18 protein-coding genes are annotated in these 18,299 nt (G+C 65.5%); 11 read left to right on the top strand and 7 right to left on the bottom strand.

Going from position 1 to position 18,299, the window contains the following annotated elements; translation table 11 throughout:
- Window positions 1-28: 28 nt before the first annotated feature.
- On the bottom strand, window positions 29-1,411 hold the full coding sequence (locus U1739_RS04130) for a leucyl aminopeptidase family protein (RefSeq protein ID WP_332704266.1): 1,383 nt from the start codon (window positions 1,409-1,411) through the stop codon (window positions 29-31).
- Window positions 1,412-1,564: 153 nt separating this feature from the next.
- Here U1739_RS04130 and U1739_RS04125 point away from each other — a divergent pair, with 153 nt between their 5' ends.
- The 3 genes from U1739_RS04125 (at window position 1,565) to U1739_RS04115 (ending at window position 6,199) form a co-directional block, all read left to right on the top strand.
- On the top strand, window positions 1,565-3,943 hold the full coding sequence (locus U1739_RS04125) for a membrane-bound PQQ-dependent dehydrogenase, glucose/quinate/shikimate family (RefSeq protein ID WP_332704264.1): 2,379 nt from the start codon (window positions 1,565-1,567) through the stop codon (window positions 3,941-3,943).
- A gap of 164 nt (window positions 3,944-4,107) precedes the next feature.
- On the top strand, window positions 4,108-4,500 hold the full coding sequence (locus tag U1739_RS04120) for an MAPEG family protein (protein ID WP_332704262.1): 393 nt from the start codon (window positions 4,108-4,110) through the stop codon (window positions 4,498-4,500).
- A gap of 214 nt (window positions 4,501-4,714) precedes the next feature.
- The gene (locus U1739_RS04115; RefSeq protein ID WP_332704258.1) at window positions 4,715-6,199 is read left to right on the top strand and encodes a serine hydrolase domain-containing protein; all 1,485 of its coding nucleotides are present in this window, start codon (window positions 4,715-4,717) and stop codon (window positions 6,197-6,199) included.
- A gap of 117 nt (window positions 6,200-6,316) precedes the next feature.
- Here U1739_RS04115 and rimO read toward each other — a convergent pair whose 3' ends face one another.
- Window positions 6,317-7,645 carry a 30S ribosomal protein S12 methylthiotransferase RimO gene (gene rimO, locus U1739_RS04110; protein WP_332704255.1) on the bottom strand — a complete coding sequence of 443 codons (1,329 nt, stop codon included), beginning with the start codon at window positions 7,643-7,645 and terminating at the stop codon, window positions 6,317-6,319.
- Window positions 7,646-7,764: 119 nt separating this feature from the next.
- On the opposite strand from rimO, the gene U1739_RS04105 reads away from it, so the two are divergent.
- From U1739_RS04105 to U1739_RS04085, 5 genes are all read left to right on the top strand, one after another.
- Window positions 7,765-8,064: a GIY-YIG nuclease family protein gene (locus U1739_RS04105; RefSeq protein ID WP_332704253.1), complete on the top strand. Its 300-nt coding sequence runs from the start codon at window positions 7,765-7,767 to the stop codon at window positions 8,062-8,064.
- A 43-nt stretch (window positions 8,065-8,107) separates the two neighbouring features.
- Window positions 8,108-8,638 carry a DOMON-like domain-containing protein gene (locus tag U1739_RS04100; protein WP_332704251.1) on the top strand — a complete coding sequence of 177 codons (531 nt, stop codon included), beginning with the start codon at window positions 8,108-8,110 and terminating at the stop codon, window positions 8,636-8,638.
- Window positions 8,635-9,831: an exo-beta-N-acetylmuramidase NamZ family protein gene (locus tag U1739_RS04095; protein ID WP_332704249.1), complete on the top strand. Its 1,197-nt coding sequence runs from the start codon at window positions 8,635-8,637 to the stop codon at window positions 9,829-9,831. The genes U1739_RS04100 and U1739_RS04095 overlap by 4 nt, the downstream gene beginning before the upstream one ends.
- Window positions 9,832-9,948: 117 nt before the next feature.
- Window positions 9,949-10,092 carry a hypothetical protein gene (locus U1739_RS04090; protein ID WP_332704247.1) on the top strand — a complete coding sequence of 48 codons (144 nt, stop codon included), beginning with the start codon at window positions 9,949-9,951 and terminating at the stop codon, window positions 10,090-10,092.
- A gap of 67 nt (window positions 10,093-10,159) precedes the next feature.
- A complete protein-coding gene (locus U1739_RS04085) occupies window positions 10,160-10,492 on the top strand; it encodes a PilZ domain-containing protein (RefSeq protein WP_332704245.1) in 333 nt (110 codons plus the stop codon).
- Here the strand turns inward: U1739_RS04085 and U1739_RS04080 are convergent, their stop codons facing one another.
- Window positions 10,493-11,671, bottom strand: coding sequence for a vWA domain-containing protein (locus U1739_RS04080; protein WP_332704243.1), 1,179 nt, complete (start codon window positions 11,669-11,671; stop codon window positions 10,493-10,495).
- Between the two features lie 163 nt (window positions 11,672-11,834).
- Between U1739_RS04080 and U1739_RS04075 the strand changes: the two genes are divergently transcribed.
- On the top strand, window positions 11,835-12,785 hold the full coding sequence (locus U1739_RS04075) for a BPSL0067 family protein (protein WP_332704242.1): 951 nt from the start codon (window positions 11,835-11,837) through the stop codon (window positions 12,783-12,785).
- Between the two features lie 12 nt (window positions 12,786-12,797).
- A complete protein-coding gene (locus U1739_RS04070; protein ID WP_332704240.1) occupies window positions 12,798-13,388 on the top strand; it encodes a hypothetical protein in 591 nt (196 codons plus the stop codon).
- A gap of 5 nt (window positions 13,389-13,393) precedes the next feature.
- Here the strand turns inward: U1739_RS04070 and U1739_RS04065 are convergent, their stop codons facing one another.
- The 4 genes from U1739_RS04065 to U1739_RS04050 form a co-directional block, all read right to left on the bottom strand.
- Window positions 13,394-13,963, bottom strand: a complete 570-nt coding sequence (locus tag U1739_RS04065; RefSeq protein WP_332704237.1) for a CHAP domain-containing protein — start codon at window positions 13,961-13,963, stop codon at window positions 13,394-13,396.
- A gap of 141 nt (window positions 13,964-14,104) precedes the next feature.
- Window positions 14,105-14,959, bottom strand: coding sequence for an AAA family ATPase (locus tag U1739_RS04060; RefSeq protein ID WP_332704235.1), 855 nt, complete (start codon window positions 14,957-14,959; stop codon window positions 14,105-14,107).
- Between the two features lie 68 nt (window positions 14,960-15,027).
- Window positions 15,028-15,693 (bottom strand): DUF6975 family protein, encoded by a 666-nt coding sequence (locus U1739_RS04055; RefSeq protein ID WP_332704233.1) that lies wholly within the window; start codon window positions 15,691-15,693, stop codon window positions 15,028-15,030.
- A 95-nt stretch (window positions 15,694-15,788) separates the two neighbouring features.
- Window positions 15,789-16,373, bottom strand: a complete 585-nt coding sequence (locus U1739_RS04050) for a nitrogen regulation protein NR(II) (RefSeq protein WP_332704231.1) — start codon at window positions 16,371-16,373, stop codon at window positions 15,789-15,791.
- A gap of 159 nt (window positions 16,374-16,532) precedes the next feature.
- Here U1739_RS04050 and U1739_RS04045 point away from each other — a divergent pair, with 159 nt between their 5' ends.
- Entirely contained in the window at window positions 16,533-18,239 is a 1,707-nt protein-coding gene (locus tag U1739_RS04045) for a M20/M25/M40 family metallo-hydrolase (RefSeq protein WP_332704229.1), read from the top strand.
- The last annotated feature ends 60 nt before the right edge of the window (window positions 18,240-18,299 follow it).

The following is an 18,299-nucleotide window of genomic DNA, read 5'->3' as shown; positions in this document are numbered from 1 at the left end:
TCGTTTCGCGTCCATCACCCTGGAAAGCTTAGCCGTAGCGCGCCTTGAGCAGCGCCCAGGCCGCGCGCAGGCCGAGCGCGTCGCCGCCTTTGGGGCGGCCGGGTTTGCTCGAGGGGCGCCAGGCGAAGGTGTCGAAATGTACCCAGAGCGTGGTGGCGGGGACGAAGCGCCGGAGGAACAAAGCTGCAGTCGTTGCGCCAGCGTAACCACCTTCGGCGGAATTGACCATGTCGGCGATATCGGACTTGAGCATGTCGTCATAGCCATCCCACAGCGGCAGGCGCCACAGCGGGTCGCCGACCTGTTTGGCGGCGGCGAGCAGCGTATCGGCGAGCGCATCGTCGTTGCTGAACGTGGCGGGGAGATCGGGGCCGAGCGCGACCCGCGCCGCGCCGGTAAGCGTGGCATAATCGATGATCAGGTCGGGATGGCCTTCACCGGCCTTGGTCAGCGCATCGCCCAGCACGAGACGGCCCTCGGCATCGGTATTGGTGTTCTCGACCGTCAGGCCAGCGCGCGAGCGCAGCACGTCGCCGGGACGGAAGGCGTTGCCGGCGATGCTGTTTTCGACCGCGGGGATCAGCAGGTGCAGGCGGACCTTGAGCCGTGCGGCCATGACCAGACCGGCGAGCGCGAGCGCATGGGCGGCACCGCCCATATCCTTCTTCATTGCCGCCATGCCGCTGCCGGGCTTGATGTTGAGCCCGCCCGTGTCGAAGGTGACACCCTTGCCGACAAGCGCCAGCCGCGGATGCTTGGGGTCGCCCCATTCGAGCTCGATCAGCCGCGGCGCGCGATCGGCGGCGGCGGCCTGGCCGACCGCGTGGATCATCGGAAAGCCCTTCGCCAGCGGGTCGCCCTTGGTGATGGTGAGCGTCGCACCAAAGGCCTCGGCAAGGTCGGCGGCCTCGGTTTCAAGCTCCGCCGGGCCCATGTCCGAGGCGGGCGTGTTGACGAGATCGCGCACCAAGGCGGTGGCGGTGGCAAGGCGCACCATTTCCTCGATCCGCGCCGGCTCGCCGGTAAGCAGCACGCGCGCGCCGGTCGTGTCGGTCTTCTTGTAGCGATCGAAGCGATGCTGGGCGAGCAGCCAGCCGAGCATCGCTGCGCCAGGCTCGCCCTCGGCGAGGCGATAGGTGCCCTCCGGCAATTGCTCGCCGAGCGAGGCGATGCGCCACGGTGAATCGACGTTCTCATCGCACACCAGCAGCATCGACCAATCGTCCGCGCCGTCGCCGGGCAGGACGGCGCGGTTGCCCGCCTTGCCGATCACGCGATGCGCAGCGACTGCGGTGCGCACGCGCTGCGGCTGGGCGATAAGCCAATCGAGAAAGGCGTCCGGGTGGACGACATGGATGGTCCGGGCGGCCTGTCCGCGATCCGGTTGGAGCAAAAGGGCGAAATCGGTCATCCCGACGTCCTAGCCCAAGAGCGGCATGCTTTGCCAACCGGGCACCGTTTCACGCAATCGGACATGCAGAAATAGCATGCGCGCCGACAACGGAACCAACCCGTCGCCCTCCCGTTGCGATGCCGAACGAATTATTGCTGGGACATTGCTATCATGCCGAACCGCCGCAGCTGGCCCGCCACGATCCTGGGGATCGTGATCGGGCTGATAGGTCTCGTGCTGGCAATGGGCGGGGCGTGGCTCGCGGTGCTGGGCGGCTCATTGTATTACGTCATCACCGGGCTGGCGATGATCGCCGCTGGCGTGCTGCTGGTTCGCGGGCGGATGACCGGCGTGTGGCTGTATGTCGCGATCTTCGTGCTGACGTTTTTGTGGGCGCTGTGGGAAGTCGGACTGGATCCCTGGCCGATGGTGCCGCGGGTGATCGCGCCGCTGGTGCTGCTGATTGCCGCCTTGCTGGTGATGCCGACTCTGCAACAGCATGATGGGCGCTGGAAGCGCGGGCTGATCAGCGCGGGCGCGGTGTTCGTTGTCGCTGCGCTGTTTTTCGGCGTGCTCGGCACACGCGACACCATCGCGGTGGCGGCGTTGCCGGGCCAGACCGCGCCGGGGATGACCGATCCATCCGGGCAGACGACCGGCGCGGACTGGCCGGCCTATGGCGGCACGACAAGCGCACGACGCTATTCGCCGCTGACGCAGATCAGCCTCGATAATGTCGGCAAGCTCGAACAGGTGTGGGAGACGCATACCGGCGGACTGCCGACCGATCCGCAATTCACCAAATTGTACGGCACCGAGAATACGCCGCTCAAGGTCGGCAACCTGCTCTACACCTGCACCGCCAAGAACGTGATCGTGGCGCTCGATCCGGCGACGGGCAAGCAGGCCTGGCGCTTCGACCCGAAGGTGCCGGACGACTGGATTCCCTACACCACGGCATGCCGCGGCGTGGTCTATTATGCCGTGCCCAATGCCGCGCAGGGCAGTCTTTGCGCGACGCGCATCGTCGAAGGCACGCTGGATTCGCGGCTGATCGCGGTCGACGCGCTGAACGGTAAGCCGTGCACGGATTTCGGCACCAACGGCCAGACCGATACCAAGATCGGCATGGGCGACGTTTATCCGGGCTACGCCTCGATCAACTCCGCGCCGACCGTGGTGCAGGGCGTCGCGGTGGTCGGCCACCAGATCCTCGACGGGCAGACCAAGACTGCGCCTTCTGGCGTGATCCAGGGCTTCGACATGGTCACCGGCAAATTGCGCTGGGCGTGGGACATGATGCACCCCGACTGGACCGGCTATCCGCCGGCGGGGCAGTTCTGGTCACGCGGGACGCCGAACAGCTGGACCGGCGCCTCGGGCGATGAGCGGCTCGGCCTGGCCTATGTGCCGATGGGCAATGCGGCGAACGATTATCTCAGCCGCCATCGCAGCCCCCAGGAAAACCAGTTCGCCACCTCCTTGGTCGCGCTGGACGTCAATACCGGCAAGCCGCGCTGGACCTTTCAGGCAGTCAAAAAGGACGTGTGGGATTATGATTTCGGTAGCCAGGCGACGTTGATCGATTACAAGGGCGTGCCGGCGATCGTCGTGCCGAGCAAGCAGGGCGATTTCTACGTGCTCGACCGGGCAACCGGCAAGCCGCTGACACCGATCGGCACGATCCAGGCACCTGGCGGTGGCGCCGAGCCCGAGCAGCGCGCGCCGACGCAGATCGTGTCGCTATGGCATACGCTGCGCAAGTCGGTGCTGACCGAGCGTGACATGTGGGGCATGTCGCCGATCGACCAATTGTTTTGCCGTATCCAGTTTCGCGGCGCGGATTATCGCGGCTTCTTCACCCCGCCCAGCGTGGGCAAGCGCTCGGTCGAATATCCCGGCTATAATGGCGGCAGCGATTGGGGCGGCGTATCGGTCGATCCGGTGCGCGGCGTGATGATCGCCAATTACAACGATATGCCCAACTATGTGAAGCTGGTGCCGCGGGCCGAGGCGAACAAGCTCGGCGTGCTGCCGCGCTTCATGACGCCGGGCAAATCGTCGTCGACGTCGCACTCGATCGATCCGCAGTGGGAATCGCCCTACGCCGTCAACGTCAATGCCGGCTGGCGCGTGCCGTGGACCGGGATGCTGTGCAAGCAGCCGCCGTACGGCGGGATCCGCGCGATCGACCTGGCGACCGGCAAGACCTTGTGGGATCGTCCGTTCGGCACCGCGCGCAAGAACGGGCCGTTCGGTATTCCCTCCTATCTGCCCTTCCATATCGGCACGCCGAACAATGGTGGCAGCGTAGTGACGGCAAGCGGGCTGGTGTTCATCGCCGCGGCGACCGACGAACTGATCCGCGCGATCGATCTCAGGACCGGCAAGACAGTGTGGACCGCGCCGTTGCCGGCGGGCGGGCAGGCGACGCCGATCGTGTACGAACAAGGCGGGCGCGAATATCTCGCGATCTTCGCCGGTGGTCACCACTTCATGGAAACGCCGGCCGGGGATAGCATGATCGCTTATGCGCTGCCGAAATCGTGAGGGGCGGGGTGATGCCCGCTCTTTCAATCCCTTAAGCGCTTCCCCGGCGGAGGCCGGGGCCCAGTCGAGATGGTCGAGGTAACGGCGCGCTGCGCCTGCCAATTTCTGCCTCGCTACTGGGCCCCGGCCTTCGCCGGGGAAGCGCAAGCACAGATAGGCGCACTATGCTGACCACCGAACTGATCGTCCTCGGTCTCTCCGTGATCCTGCTGGTGGTCCATATCGGCTTCCAGGGGCAGAGCGTGACCAAGGAGCGCGGCACGACGTGGAACGCCAGTGCGCGCGATGCGCCGGAACAGCCGCTCGGGCAGTTCGCGGGGCGGGCGCAGCGCGCGCTGGATAATTACAAGGAAACCTGGCCCGCGTTCATCGCTTTGGCGCTGGGGCTGGCGGTGAGTGGGCAGAGCGGCGGGATCGGGGCGATCGGGGCATGCCTGTGGTTCGGCGCGCGGATCGTGTATTTGCCGTTGTATCTGCTCGGCGTGCCGGTGTGGCGGACGGTGGTGTATCTGGTGTCGCTGGTCGGGCTGGCGATGATGTTGGTGCGGTTTTTCTGAGGTCGCTCGCCGTCATCCCGGACTTGGTCCGGGATCCAATGCGCCGCAAGCGCAGCGCTCACATCACTATTCCTATCCCTAGCTGCCCGTTGGATCCCGGACCAAGTCCGGGATGACGGGTAGGGCGGTGTTGCGAGAACGGGTTCTGCCGATATCGTGGGACATCGTTATATCCCGCTTATAAGCTGCCCCTTCATCCAGCGGGGGAACGCGCGTGAAGCTTCGTTACATTCTAGGTCTGGTCTGCCTCGCCACGACCAGCGCGAACGCCGCGCCGCCCGACGCGGCAACGCTTGCGCAAGTCGACGCGATCTTCGCCGAGTGGCAGCGGAGCGCGCATGTGCCGGGGCTGGTTTACGGCATCGTCGCCGACGGCAAGCTGGTCGCGGTGAAGGGGCTCGGCGTGCAGGATATCGACAGCAAGACGCCGGTTGGACCGGACAGCCTGTTCCGCATCGCCTCGATGTCCAAGGCGTTCACCGCGCTGGCGATCCTCAAGCTGCGCGATGCCGGCAAGCTCTCGCTCGATGCGCCGGCCGAGACCTATGTGCCGGAACTCAAGGGCTGGACCTATCCGACCAAGGACAGCCCGCGCATCACGGTGCGCGATCTGCTCACGCACAGCGCGGGGTTCGTCGAGGATAATCCGTGGGGCGATCGGCAGCAGGTCATGCCCGAGGCCGAGTTCACCGCCTTGCTCAAGCGCGGCGTGGCCTTTGCGCGGGCGCCGGGCCTGGGGATGGAATATTCCAATCTCGGCTTCGCGACCTTGGGGCGGATCGTCTCCAACGTGTCGGCCGTGCGCTATCAGGACTATATCCGGCGTGAGATCATGGCGCCGCTAGGCATGGCGGCGACCGGCTATGACGTGTTCGCCTCGGCCCAGGCGCGGCGCAGCATCGGCTATCGTTGGCAGGACGGGGCGTGGCTGCGCGAGCCCGACATGAAGGACGGCGCGTTCGGGGCGATGGGCGGGGTCGAGACCAATGCGACCGATTACGCCAAATGGGTGGCGTATCTGCTGTCGGCATGGCCGGCGCGGGATGACGCGGAGGCTGGGCCGGTGAAGCGATCGACGGTGCGCGAGATCGTCACGGGATCCAACTTCGCCAGCGCGACGATGCGCAATCCGGCGATCGGCGGGGCGTCGTGCCGGCGGGCGCGCGCCTATGGCATGGGCTGGTTCGTCACCGACGATTGCGATCTGGGGCGTGTCGTGGCGCATTCCGGCGGCTATCCCGGCTATGGCTCGTACGTGATGCTGCTGCCGGACAAAAATGTCGGGCTATTTGCCTTTTCGAGCAAGACCTATGGCGGCGCGACTTTGCCGGTGTTTCGCGCGGCATTGGCGTTGCACAAGGCTGGGGCGTTGAGCGATCGGGCGATCCCGGTAAGCCCGGGGCTGGCCACGGCCTATGACGCGGCGCGCACGGTGTGGCGCTCGGGCGAGATTACCAGCGCGCCGCTCGCTAACAACGTGCTGCTGGATCACGACAAGGCGGCGTGGGCGGCGATGATCGCGCGGGTGCGTGGGGCCGTTGGCACGTGCGCGGCGCGCGAGGCGATCGTGCCTGTGTCGGCGATGGAGGGACGGTTCGATTGGGCGTGCGAGAAGGGGCGGGTGAGCGGGCGGGTGCAGCGGGCGCCGACGCTGGATGTGGAGATCCAGGCGCTGGAGTTTGCGCCTGCTGCGCCGTGAGGGCGGTGTTCCGTTCAATTAGCTTGTTCTCCTGCGAACGCAGGAGCCCAGGGTAACAAACGATGCGCTTGGGGCTCTGGGCCCCTGCTTTCGCAGGGGAACGGAGTGGTGCTGATGCTAGACCGGCACGCCGTACAGATCGTGGTCGTCGGCATCCTCGATCAACACGTGCGTGATGTCGCCCGCCTTGAGATGGCCGGCATCGCGCAGGAAGACCTCGCCGTCGATCTCGGGCGCGTCGGCCTTGGAGCGGCCGGTGGCGCCGCCTTCCGCGTCCACGGCGTCGATGATCACGTCGAGCGTGCGGCCGATCTTGGCCTGCAGCTTTTCCGCCGAGATGCGCGCGGTGAGCTCCATCAGGCGGGCGTAGCGCTCTTCCTTGATTTCCTCGGGCACGTGATTGGGCAGCAGGTTGGCGACCGCGCCTTCGACCGGCTCGAAGCGGAACGCGCCGACGCGGTCGAGCTGCGCTTCCTCCAGCCAATCCATCAGATAGGCGAAATCGTCCTCGGTTTCGCCGGGGAAGCCGACGACGAAGGTCGAGCGGATGGCGATGTCGGGCGCGATCGTGCGCCAATTCTTGATCCGCTCGAGCACCTTGGTTTCATTCGCCGGGCGCTTCATCAATTTCAGCACGTTGCGGCTGGCATGCTGGAACGGGATGTCGAGATAGGGGAGGATCAGCCCCTCGGCCATCAACGGGATGACCTGGTCGACATGCGGGTATGGGTAGACGTAATGCAGGCGGATCCAAGCGCCGAGCTTGCCCAGCTCACGCGACAGATCGGTCATGTGCGCGCGGACTTCGTGGCCGTGCCACATGCGCGGATGATGGCGGATGTCGACGCCGTACGCCGACGTGTCCTGGCTGATCACCAGCAACTCCTTGGTGCCGGCTTCGATCAGCTTTTCGGCTTCGCGCAGGATCGCATCGGGGCGGCGGCTGACAAGATCGCCGCGGAGGGAAGGGATAATGCAGAAGCTGCAGCGGTGGTTGCAGCCTTCGCTGATCTTCAGATAGCTGTAGTGACGCGGGGTGAGTTTCAGGCCGCTGTCGGGGACGAGGTTGAGGAACGCGCTCGGCGGCATCGGTGCCGCTTCGTGCACTGCGCCGACCACTTCCTCATATTGATGCGCGCCGGTGACGGCGAGGATACCGGGGAATTTCAGGCGGATCATCTCCGCTTCCTTGCCCATGCAGCCGGTGACGATGACGCGGCCATTCTCCGCGATCGCTTCGCCGATCGCTTCGAGGCTCTCCTCCTTGGCGGAATCGAGGAAGCCGCAGGTGTTGACCAGCACCACGTCGGCGCCGGCATAATCCGGGGACATGGCGTAGCCGTCGCTGCGCAGCTTGGTGAGGATGCGTTCGCTGTCGACCAGGTTCTTGGGACAGCCGAGCGAAACCATGCCGATTTTCGGCGGGGAGGGGAGTATTGTTGCCATGGGAGGGGCGGCATGTAGGCGCGTTCGGGGGAATTTTCCAGTCATCGCGGATTTGCGCTATCCATCACACCAATGCTGCGCTTCCCCGGCGAAGGCCGGGGTCCAGTCGAGGAACGATCGTGAGCGACGGGCAGCCCGGCGTTTACATCATGGCCAATCGGCGCAACGGGACGATGTATATCGGATCAAGCGACCATCTCGTGCGGCGCGTGTGGGAGCATCGCGCAGGTGTCGTTCCGGGCTTCACGAAGAAATACGATTGCCGTTTGCTGGTCTGGTATGAAGTACATGGGACGCTTGAATCGGCGCGGGTGCGCGAGTTTCAGATGAAGGATTGGAAGCGAGCGTGGAAGGTGCGCGAGATCGAGGGGCTCAATCCGGGGTGGGACGATTTGTACGACCGCATCGCCTTACAATGACGGACGTCGCTACTGGACCCCGGCCTTCGCCGGGGAAGCGCTGATGGGGGTGTTCGCGTTCGATTTGCTCCCGCATCCCGATTTTCCGCCGCTTGCTGGGCGCGCGGTCCGCGCGTCTGGTTCACTGAGCGCCCGCGGCGCGGTAGTGTCCTATGTGCTGTCGGGAGAGGCGCCGACGATTCCGTCACCGGCAAATCCCGTTCGGACGGACGGTCTTTGGCAAACCACCTGCTTCGAGTTGTTTGTCATGCAGGCCGGTGAGGAGCGTTACGTCGAACTCAACTTTTCACCGTCCGGGCAATGGGCCGCATACACTTTTGAAAGCTATCGGGCGCAAGGTCGGGACCTTTCACTAGACACTGCGCCCCACATCGAGCCGATTGAAGGGGGTGTTCGGGCCGTCGCCGCTTTTACCTTTGACCCAATTGGCGCTTTGCGTTTCGGGCTGTCCGCCGTGATCGAGGAAACCGACGGCACCAAATCCTATTGGGCGCTGGCGCATGCGCCGGGGCCGCCGGATTTCCACAACCGGGATTGCTTTATCGCCACCCTCCCGGCACCAACCGCGCCATGAAATTCGGTATCGATCGCCTGCTCTCCGAGCCTGAACTCCGCAAACCGCTCGACGGCAAACGTGTTGCGCTGCTTGCGCATCCCGCCTCGGTCACCGCGGACCTGACGCACAGCCTGGACGCGCTGATCGCGTGCGGCGTTAACGTCTCCGCCATGTTCGGGCCGCAGCATGGCGTGCGCGGCGATCTGCAGGACAATATGATGGAGTCGCCCGACTTCACCGATCCGCAGTACGATATCCCGGTGTTCAGCCTGTACGGCGAGGTGCGGCGGCCTACGGGGCAGTCGATGGGGACGTTCGATACGATCCTGATCGATCTGCAGGATGTCGGATGCCGGATCTACACGTTCGTCACGACCTTGCTCTACGTGCTGGAAGCGGCGGCCGAACATGGCAAAGCGGTGTGGGTGCTCGACCGCCCCAATCCCGCCGGACGACCGATCGAGGGCCTGACCTTGCTGCCGGGGTGGGAGAGCTTCGTCGGCGCGGGGCCGATGCCGATGCGGCATGGGCTGACGCTGGGGGAACTCGGCCACTGGTTCATCGATCATTACCGGATCAACGTCGACTATCGGGTCATCGCAATGGAGGGCTGGGTGCCTGATGCCGCGCCGGGCTTCGGCTGGCCGAAGCGCCGGGTATGGATCAACCCCAGCCCCAATGCTGCGAACGTCAACATGGCGCGGGCCTATGCCGGCACCGTGATGCTCGAAGGCACCAATTTGTCCGAAGGACGCGGCACGACTCGCCCGCTGGAATTGTTCGGCGCGCCGGATATCGACGCCAAGGTGGTGATCGCCGAAATGCGGAGACTGGCGCCGGGCTGGCTCGCTGGCTGCACGCTGCGCGACATGGCGTTCCAGCCGACGTTCCACAAACATGTCGGGCAGTTGTGCAGCGGGGTGTTCATCCATGCCGAGGGCGCCGGATATGATCATGCCGCGTTCCGGCCGTGGCGGGTGCAAGCCGCGGGCTTCAAGGCGATCCGCGCGCTGTATCCGGACTATGACCTGTGGCGCGATTTTCCGTATGAATATGAGTTCGGCAAGCTGGCGATCGACGTCATCAATGGCGGGCCCGGGCTGCGCGACTGGGTCGATGATACGGGCGCCGAATCGGGCGACCTGGACGCCGCAACGGTCCCCGACGAGGCGGCGTGGGACGCGCTACGGCGACCATTTCTGCTTTACTGACACGGTCCGCAACGACTCGTCACGGACTCGCGGCATCTTGTCCCAAACCATTGGCACGCGTCGTTTTTGTACAACACTACGCTGCGTGACGGGGAATCGTTTGCGGGGGCGACTTCGATGGTGTCGGACTTACATTATTACGCACGGCGGGTTGCGCAGGAACAGAACGCCGCGCGCACCGCGGTGACGCACGCGGCGCGCGAGCGGCGGCTGGCCTTGGTCGAGCAGTTTCGCGCCAAGCTGGAAGCGCTGAGCGCCTGACCGCGACGCCATGTCGTAACGCGCCGTTTACTGTTTTGCGTCAAGCCCGATCCTCGGGAGAGGTTCAATGGCATCGCGCGCTACGCAGTTCAGGAAAGTGTTGCCGGCGCTGGTGGAAAACCGCGCGGCGCCACGCCATCGCGTCACGATCAGCACGGCCAGCGTCCGCCGCCACGGCGATCCACCAAGCGACGCCGAATTGTGCGATCTCTCGGTCTATGGTTGCCGCGTGCGATCGCCCGACATGCATGCCGTCGACGAGCGGCTGTGGGTGCGGTTCCCGGGCGGCAATCCGATCGCGGCCACGGTGGTGTGGACGCGCGAAGGGTTTACCGCCTGTCGCTTCGACGCGCCGATCGAACGGGCGCAGGTCCGCGCCATGATCGTGCCGGCGGATTGATCAGCGTTTGCGTGTCAGTTCGCGCATGCCTTCGTCGAGTCCGGCCAAGGTCAGCGGGTACATACGGTCGGTCATCAATTCACGGATGATCTTCACCGACTGCGAATAGCCCCATTGCTCCTTGGGCACCGGGTTGAGCCACACGGCGGCCGGATAGGTCGTGGTCAGCCGGTGCAGCCACACGGCGCCGGATTCCTCGTTGAAATGCTCGACCGAGCCGCCGGGATGGGTGATCTCGTACGGGCTCATCGCGGCATCGCCGACGAACACCAATTTATAGTCGTGGCCGAATTTGTGCAGCACGTCCCACATCGGCGTGCGCTCGGTAAAGCGGCGCTTATTGTCCTTCCACACGCCTTCGTACGGGCAATTGTGAAAATAGAAGAATTCGAGGTTCTTGAATTCGCTGGTCGCGGCGGAGAACAATTCCTCGCACAGCTTGACCCACGGATCCATCGAGCCGCCGACATCCAAAAATAGCAGCAGCTTGACCGCATTGCGCCGCTCGGCGCGCATCACGACGTCGAGCCAGCCTTGCCGCGCGGTGCCGTCGATCGTGGCGTCGATATCCAGCTCGTCGGCGGCCCCTTCGCGGGCGAACTTGCGCAGCCTGCGCAACGCCACCTTGATGTTGCGCGTGCCCAGTTCCTTGGTGCTGTCGAGATTCTTGAAATCGCGCTGGTCCCACACTTTCAGCGCGCGCTTGTGCGTGCTTTCGCCGCCGATGCGGACGCCTTCCGGGTTGTAGCCGCTATTGCCGTACGGGCTGGTACCACCGGTGCCGACCCATTTGTTGCCGCCCTGATGGCGTTCCTTCTGCTCGTCGATGCGCTTCTTGAGCGTCTCCATGATCTCGTCCCACGAGCCGAGCGACTTGATCTTGTCCATCTCCTCCGGGGAGAGGTATTTGGCGGCCACCGCCTTCAGCCAATCTTCGGGAATGTCGGCATTCTCGGTGCCGAAGGTGGTAGCGATACCGCGGAACACCTTGGCGAATACCTGATCGAACTTGTCGAGCAGCCCCTCGTCCTTCACGTACACTGCACGCGACAGGTAATAAAAATCCTCCGGCGTGCGATCGATCACCTCCGCGTCGAGCGCTTCCAGCAGCAGCAGATGCTCCTTGAGGCTGGCCGGGATGCCGGCAGCGCGGAGCTCGTCGAGGAAGTTAAAAAACATCGGCAGCCTTCTATTCGGTGTCTTGCGTCGATCATGCCACGTCGCCCAGTCGTCTGACAGTCCCTCCGACAGCGGTGTAGACAGAGCGCGAGGGCAACGGTAGTTTTGCCGTGGGTTTCCGAACTTGAGCATGGCGACTCTCGCCACGATGGAGGGATAAACCATGCAAGTGCTACGACGTGGCGATCACGGCCCTGCCGTGCGCGAGATCCAGGGCAATTTGCGGCGCGCGGGCGCCAAGATCGACATTGATGGCGTTTTCGGACTGAAGACCGAGCAGGCGGTGAAGGCGTTGCAGGCGGCGCGACATTTGCCTGCCGACGGCTTAGTCGGGCCGAGGACGCGTGGCGCCTTGCTGCGCCGACCGGCGCAGCCCAAGCCGGCCGGCGCGGATGCGTTCAACCCGGCGGCGTTCGGGGCATGGTTGGCACGGTTGCCCGGCATGATCTATGATGCGGTCACGCCCGACGAACCGGTGGCCGGTCGTCAACAGACGCCGGCGGCGAGCGCGCCCCGGGCAGCGGCGCCGCCCAAAGCGGCGGTAGGTAAGCCGGTCGTGTCGCCGGGCCAGAACCGCAAGCATCGCCGCATCGCCTTTCCCAACTATGCTGGGCGGGGCTATATATTGCAGGATTTCGAGCAATATGATGGCTATGCAATCCGCTTGGTCGGCGGCGTATCGGTCGCACCCTGGGATCCGAAGAAGCTGATCAAGAACGAATGTGCGCAATTCGTGCAGTTCTTCGGTGTACCGCGGACCCGCGAATGGCGCGCAGGCCCGCAGGTGTGCCACCAAGAGCCGGGGTCGATCCCGGTCGGCACGGTGGTGGCGACATTACGCGATGGCATGTACCACAACGATTATTCGGGCCGCTCGCACGTGGGCATCTATCTCGGCCACGATCCGCTGACCAAGAAGGGCGGCGGCGTGTTGCTGCTCGATCAGTTCAACAAGAACCCGATTCGCCGTCGGCTGAAGCGTTACGACGTCGATGCCAACGAAGCGGGGCGCGCGACCAAGGCATGGACCGATGCGGCGGGCAAGAAGCACGACCATCGTGTCCATTGGTCGGCCGACGGCGAAGAATATTTCGTCCTGCTGACCGGCAGTTGAGCGGAGAATAGCATGTCGTTTTCGAAGGATCTGCTCGGTCGGATGGCCGCGCTCGCTTTGGTGCCGATGGCGGGCGGTTGCGGCCCGGCCGCGCCGGGCAATGCAGCGGTGGCGCAGCCGCCGCTCGTGGCGGCCGATTCCACCGCACCTAGCGCGGCGACAGCTGTTGCAACACCAACGCCGGGGCCGTTGGTGGCGGCCTCGGGGACGCGCTGTCCAGCCACGCTGACGGGGAGCGCGGTGGCGAGCGGCGCGCGGTTACTGGGCATTGCCGGCGGTGCGGCGATCGGCCTGTCATCGGCGACGGTTACGGCCAATGCCCCATCGGCCATTGCCGAGGACACGAGCGGGATGGCCGAAGTCGAGCCCGAGGAGGGACCGCAGAAATCAGGCGTGACGGTGCAAGTCTATGATGCCGAGCCGAGCGCCGAGCAGCCTTATACGCTGGTCTGCCGCTATGGTGCGACCCGCCCGCCGTTGCTGGCCGAGGCTGTGCTGCTACTGCCGATCGCGGCCGGCGCCCACTATGTTTGCACTACCGAATTGCCGCAGGGGGCATCGCGCCGAGCGGTGTCGGCGGTCTGCGTGCGCGAGGAAAAATAACGCGATCAGTAAGCGTCGATCAGTGCGCCGACATAATCGGGGTTGCGGCCGGTGAGTTCGGGGGCGGGGGTGGCGTCGGCGACCGCCTTGGGGGCGGTGCGGTCAGGGCTGCCGTAGATGAAGCCGTAGACCGGGTAGATACTGCTGCCGAGCCCGTCGCGATCGCGGTACCACACCTTGACCGAGGTCCAATTGTTGCCGGGTGAAACGTCGGTCAGCGTCACGTCCTGCTCGGCATGACCACGTTCGCCATTCTGGCGCGACCAATTGGCGTGCGTGACCATCACCACGCGCCGCGTGACGACGCGGCTGACCACCGCAACATGGCCCAAACGCAGCTTTTTCGATTTTTCGAACACGATCACCGCGCCGACGCGTGGCGCATCGCCGCGCTTGTAGCGGCCATCGGCCTGCCCCCACCAAGTCCAGGCATTGCCGTAGATCTGGATGCCCGAGGCAGCGCGGGCGAACGGCACGCATTCGCCGACATAATCGAGCAGTGAACCGGCCTGCGCCGGAACCGTGGCCGAAAACGCGGCCAGCGCTAGAATGATGGATCCGGTAATACGACGCATAATGGATACCGCGTTAGTGGTACCCCCCGAAGCTTGCGTAACCGGGAATGCTTTATGGCGGGTAAACCACCTGCCGTATTGGTGAAGAGAGTCGCCCGTTGCCGTATTTGCCGACTTGGTCGGATGACCCTCTGTCGGTGGTCAGCCCTTATTCTGTTGGCGCTTGGCCATGAAGGCGAGTCGTTCGAACAGCATCACGTCCTGCTCGTTCTTGAGCAACGCGCCGTGCAGCGGCGGGATCGCCTTGGTCGGGTCGCGATTCTGCAGCACCTCGAGCGGCATGTCCTCGTGCAGCAGCAGCTTAAGCCAATCGAGCAATTCGCTGGTGCTGGGCTTTTTCTTCAGGCCGGGCACGTCGCGGACGTCGTAAAAGATGTCCATCGCCTTGCTGACCAGCAACTTCTGGATGCCGGGGAAATGCACGTCGACGATCGCCTGCATCGTCTGGCGATCGGGGAATTTGATGTAATGGAAGAAGCAGCGGCGCAGGAATGCGTCGGGCAATTCCTTTTCATTGTTGCTCGTGATGACGACGATCGGCCGTTCGACCGCGCGCACCGTTTCCTTGGTTTCGTAGACGTGGAACTCCATCCGATCGAGTTCCTGCAACAGATCGTTGGGGAATTCGATATCGGCCTTGTCGATCTCGTCGATCAGCAGCACGGGGGGCTTGGGGCGGGTGAACGCCTCCCACAATTTGCCCTTGCGGATATAGTTGCCGATGTCGTGGACGCGCTCATCGCCGAGCTGACCATCGCGCAGGCGCGCCACGGCGTCATATTCGTACAGACCCTGCTGCGCCTTGGTCGTGGATTTGACGTTCCACTCGATCAGCTCGGCGTCGACCGCCTTGGCGATCTCGTAAGCGAGCACGGTCTTACCGGTGCCTGGTTCGCCCTTGACCAGCAGCGGGCGGCGCAAAGTGACGGCGGCGTTGACCGCGACCTTCAGGTCGTCGGTGGCGACATAGCTTTGCGTGCCTTCGAAGCGCTTCATCGTCATCCGTCCCCGAATTTGAATATCGGGTTTGGCGATAGAGGCTTTAGGCGCGTGCGCGCAAGCTCTCAGAGACGATCGCGGGCGCTGGCGCGCGCTTCGAGCAGGCACCACAGGCCGCGATGCTGGGCGAGCAATTGCTGCGCGCCGAACGCCATGGCGCGTTCGATCGCTGGCGTATGGCCGAGCGACAGCACGACGGTCTCGAGATCGGCATTCATCGGCAGCGCGAAAGGCGGCGGCTCAAGGCCAAAGCGCTGCGCGGCGGCATCCAGCGTGGTGCGGATGGCCGACCAGTCGAGCACCAGGGCAATGGCGGCGCCGGTGGCGCAGCCGGCGCGTTCCGACTGGGCGAGCATATCGAGCGCATGGCGCTGGCCAAGCACGGCGGCTTCGGATTCGGACTGGCCGGGAGTCGAAGGCTGATGCCCGGCGGCAGCGGTGAGCGTGGCGAGATAGGAGCGCTCTGCGGCGAATCCGGCGGCGGCCTCGGTCAGCCAGTCCTGCGCCAGGGGTTGCGCATTGGCCTGCCCGGCATGATCGATCACGCCGGGTTGGCGGCCATGCAGCCAGCACAAGGCATGCACCGCGTCAGCCAGATCACGCGCCGGGGCATCGCGCAGCGCGAGACGACGCGGCAGGGCATGGGCAGCGCTGCCATCGGCATCGACCAGCGCGGCGATCAGGCCCCAATTGCTGTCGCGTTGGGCAAGGTTTCTCGAATCTAGCGGCATGATCCCCCGGTGCGCCAATCCATCTTCGGGCCGGCGTGATCGTTCATCGGGGACAAGCCTATACTGAAGCGCGTAAAAACCTGGTGTATCGGCAATTAACCTTGTCTCCATTCGTCGCATCTGTCGGGGCTGACATCCTGCACCAGCAAGGCGAAGCCTTGGCGGTGCGGCTCGATCGTCACGAGCAGGAGGCGATCCGGGGCGCGCGGCGAGGGCAGATCGAGCTTTTGCGCGACGCCGCTGGCCTGGACGTGACGCAGCGCGCGCAGCAGCGAGTTGCGCACCGCGCTGGGGACGAGCCCATCCGCTGCCATGCCGGGCGCGACGGCAGCGCCGAAATAGGCGCGCGCCGGCCGGCTGGCGGCCGTGATGCGCAGATCGGCATCGACAATCAGCACCATGTCACGGATCAGATCGAGCAACGCGCCGCTATCAACGCCTTCAGCCGCCGGATCGGGCAGGTGCGGGGCCAGCAAGGCCTCCATCACTTCGATCGAGGTCAGCACGAGGCGGGGGCGCCCGCGGAACATCACATAGACCGGCGCGCGGGCGGCGCGCTCCTGCCACAGCCCGAAATGGCGCACGAGATCGGAGGCGGTGACGATATCGGCGCGCGGCGTCGTCGCCCCGGGCAGGGCCGCACCGGGATTGCGGGGTTCGTGGCGGGGCAGGGCGCTCATGACGCGTAGCGCAAACAGATGTTGGCCGATCTCGGCAAGCAGGCCCGTCCGGAGCGGTGGCAATTCTTTTCTGGCGCGACCGGCGGGGGGGTATCGAACCGGTTCGACTTGCATCGCCGGTCGCGCTTCGACAGTCTTATGCTGGATGGGGGACGCGGAATGCGACATTGGTGGGCGCTGCTGATCGCTTTGGCGGGGACGATCATGCTGGCGGTGATCGGGACGACACCGCCGGCGCCGGTGGCCGCAGATCCGTCGGGGGGAAGCTTTTCGGCCGCTCGGGCGATGATCGACGTGCGCGCGATCGGGCACACGCCGCATCCGACCGGCAGCGCGGAGAATGCCCGGGTGCGCGCCTATCTGATGCAGCGGCTCGCCGGCCTGGGACTCGAGGTGCGGTCGAGCGGTACGCCGATGGACGCGGCGGTGGCCGCGCGTATCGCGGCGTGGAACAAGACTCCGTTGGTGCGGCCCGACGTGGTGAATATCGTTGCGACGCTGGCCGGGCGCGACCGCCGCCGGCCGGCCGTGCTGCTGATGGCGCATTATGACAGCGTATGGGGCTCGCCCGGCGCGGCGGACGATGGCGCCGGCGTGGCCACCGCGCTGGAAACGGTACGCGCAGTGCTGGCGGGCGGACGACCGGCGCGCGACGTGATCGTGCTGCTGACCGATGGCGAGGAGGCCGGATTGCTCGGCGCCAAGGCTTTTTTCGCGCGCGATCCGCTGGCCAAGCGCGTCGGCGTGATCGTCAACATGGAAGCGCGCGGCGGCGGCGGGCGCGCCTCGATGTTCGAAACCGGCGCGGATAACGGCGCGATGATGCGGCTGTTCCAGCGCGCAGTGCCGGGGCCGGTGGGCACCTCGCTCAGCGTGTTCATCTACCAGCACCTGCCCAACTCGACCGATTTCACGCCGGCCAAACGGGCCGGCTATGCCGGCTTCAATTTCGCCTTCATCGGGCGGCCCGGCCTGTATCACTCGCCACTGGCGACGCCGGACGCGCTCGACCAGGGATCGGTGCAGGATATGGGCGGACAGGTGCTGGCGCTGACCCGCGCGCTGCTGGCCGCGCCGGTGCTGCCCGGCAAAGCGGCGGACATCACCTTCTTCGATGCGTTCGGGCTGGCGCTGGTGGCCTATCCGGCGGGGTTCGGCTGGGCGCTGTTCGGGCTGACGGCGGTGCTGCTGGCCGCTGCGGCGTGGCGCGAGCGCGGCGGCCGCGACGTCCCGCGCGGGATCGGCGCGACGCTGGCGTTGATCCTGCTGTCCGCGGGGCTGCTATATCTTGCCAATCTCGTGTCGGGCGCGGAGGGACCGGTCAATTATTACGACCGGCTGGCGGCGATCCCGCGCTTGCAGGTGCAGGCAGGGCTGCTGTGTGTCGCGGCGGTGCTAGCGGTGGGGGCGTGGATCGCGGCGGGGCGGCGGTCGGTGGCGGGACTGACGGCTGGAGCGGCGCTGCCGCTGCTATTGCTCGGCGGGCTGGCGCAATGGGCAGCGCCGACCGTGTCCTACGTCATCCTGTGCCCCCTAGTGCTAGCGGCGATCGCGGCGGCGGTCGGGGCGTTCGTAGGCGAATCCGCCGGGAAGGTAGCCGGCGTGGTCGCGGGCGCGCTGGTGATCGGGTTTCTGGGAGCGCTGACCTTTCAGCTGTTGCAGGCGGTGGGGCCGGATACGCCGTACGCCGCCGCTCTGCCGCTGGCGTTGAGCGCCGTGTTGGTGTGGCCGTTAATGCCGGACCTAGAGCGGCGGCGCACATTGGCGGTGGCGGGTGCGCTGATACTGGTAGCGGTGGGGATCGCACTATGGGTGCGGCTAGATCCGCTGGCCCCGAGCGTGGCGCTGTTCAGTCGGGCGGGGTGAGGGCTGGCGGTTACCACCCCAACGCAGCGCGCCGCACGGACATGGTCCGTGCGGCGCGAT

The organism is Parasphingomonas puruogangriensis (assembly GCF_036663635.1).
Classification (GTDB): Bacteria; Pseudomonadota; Alphaproteobacteria; order Sphingomonadales; family Sphingomonadaceae; genus Sphingomonas.
This window is presented reverse-complemented; position numbering and strand designations above follow the sequence as displayed.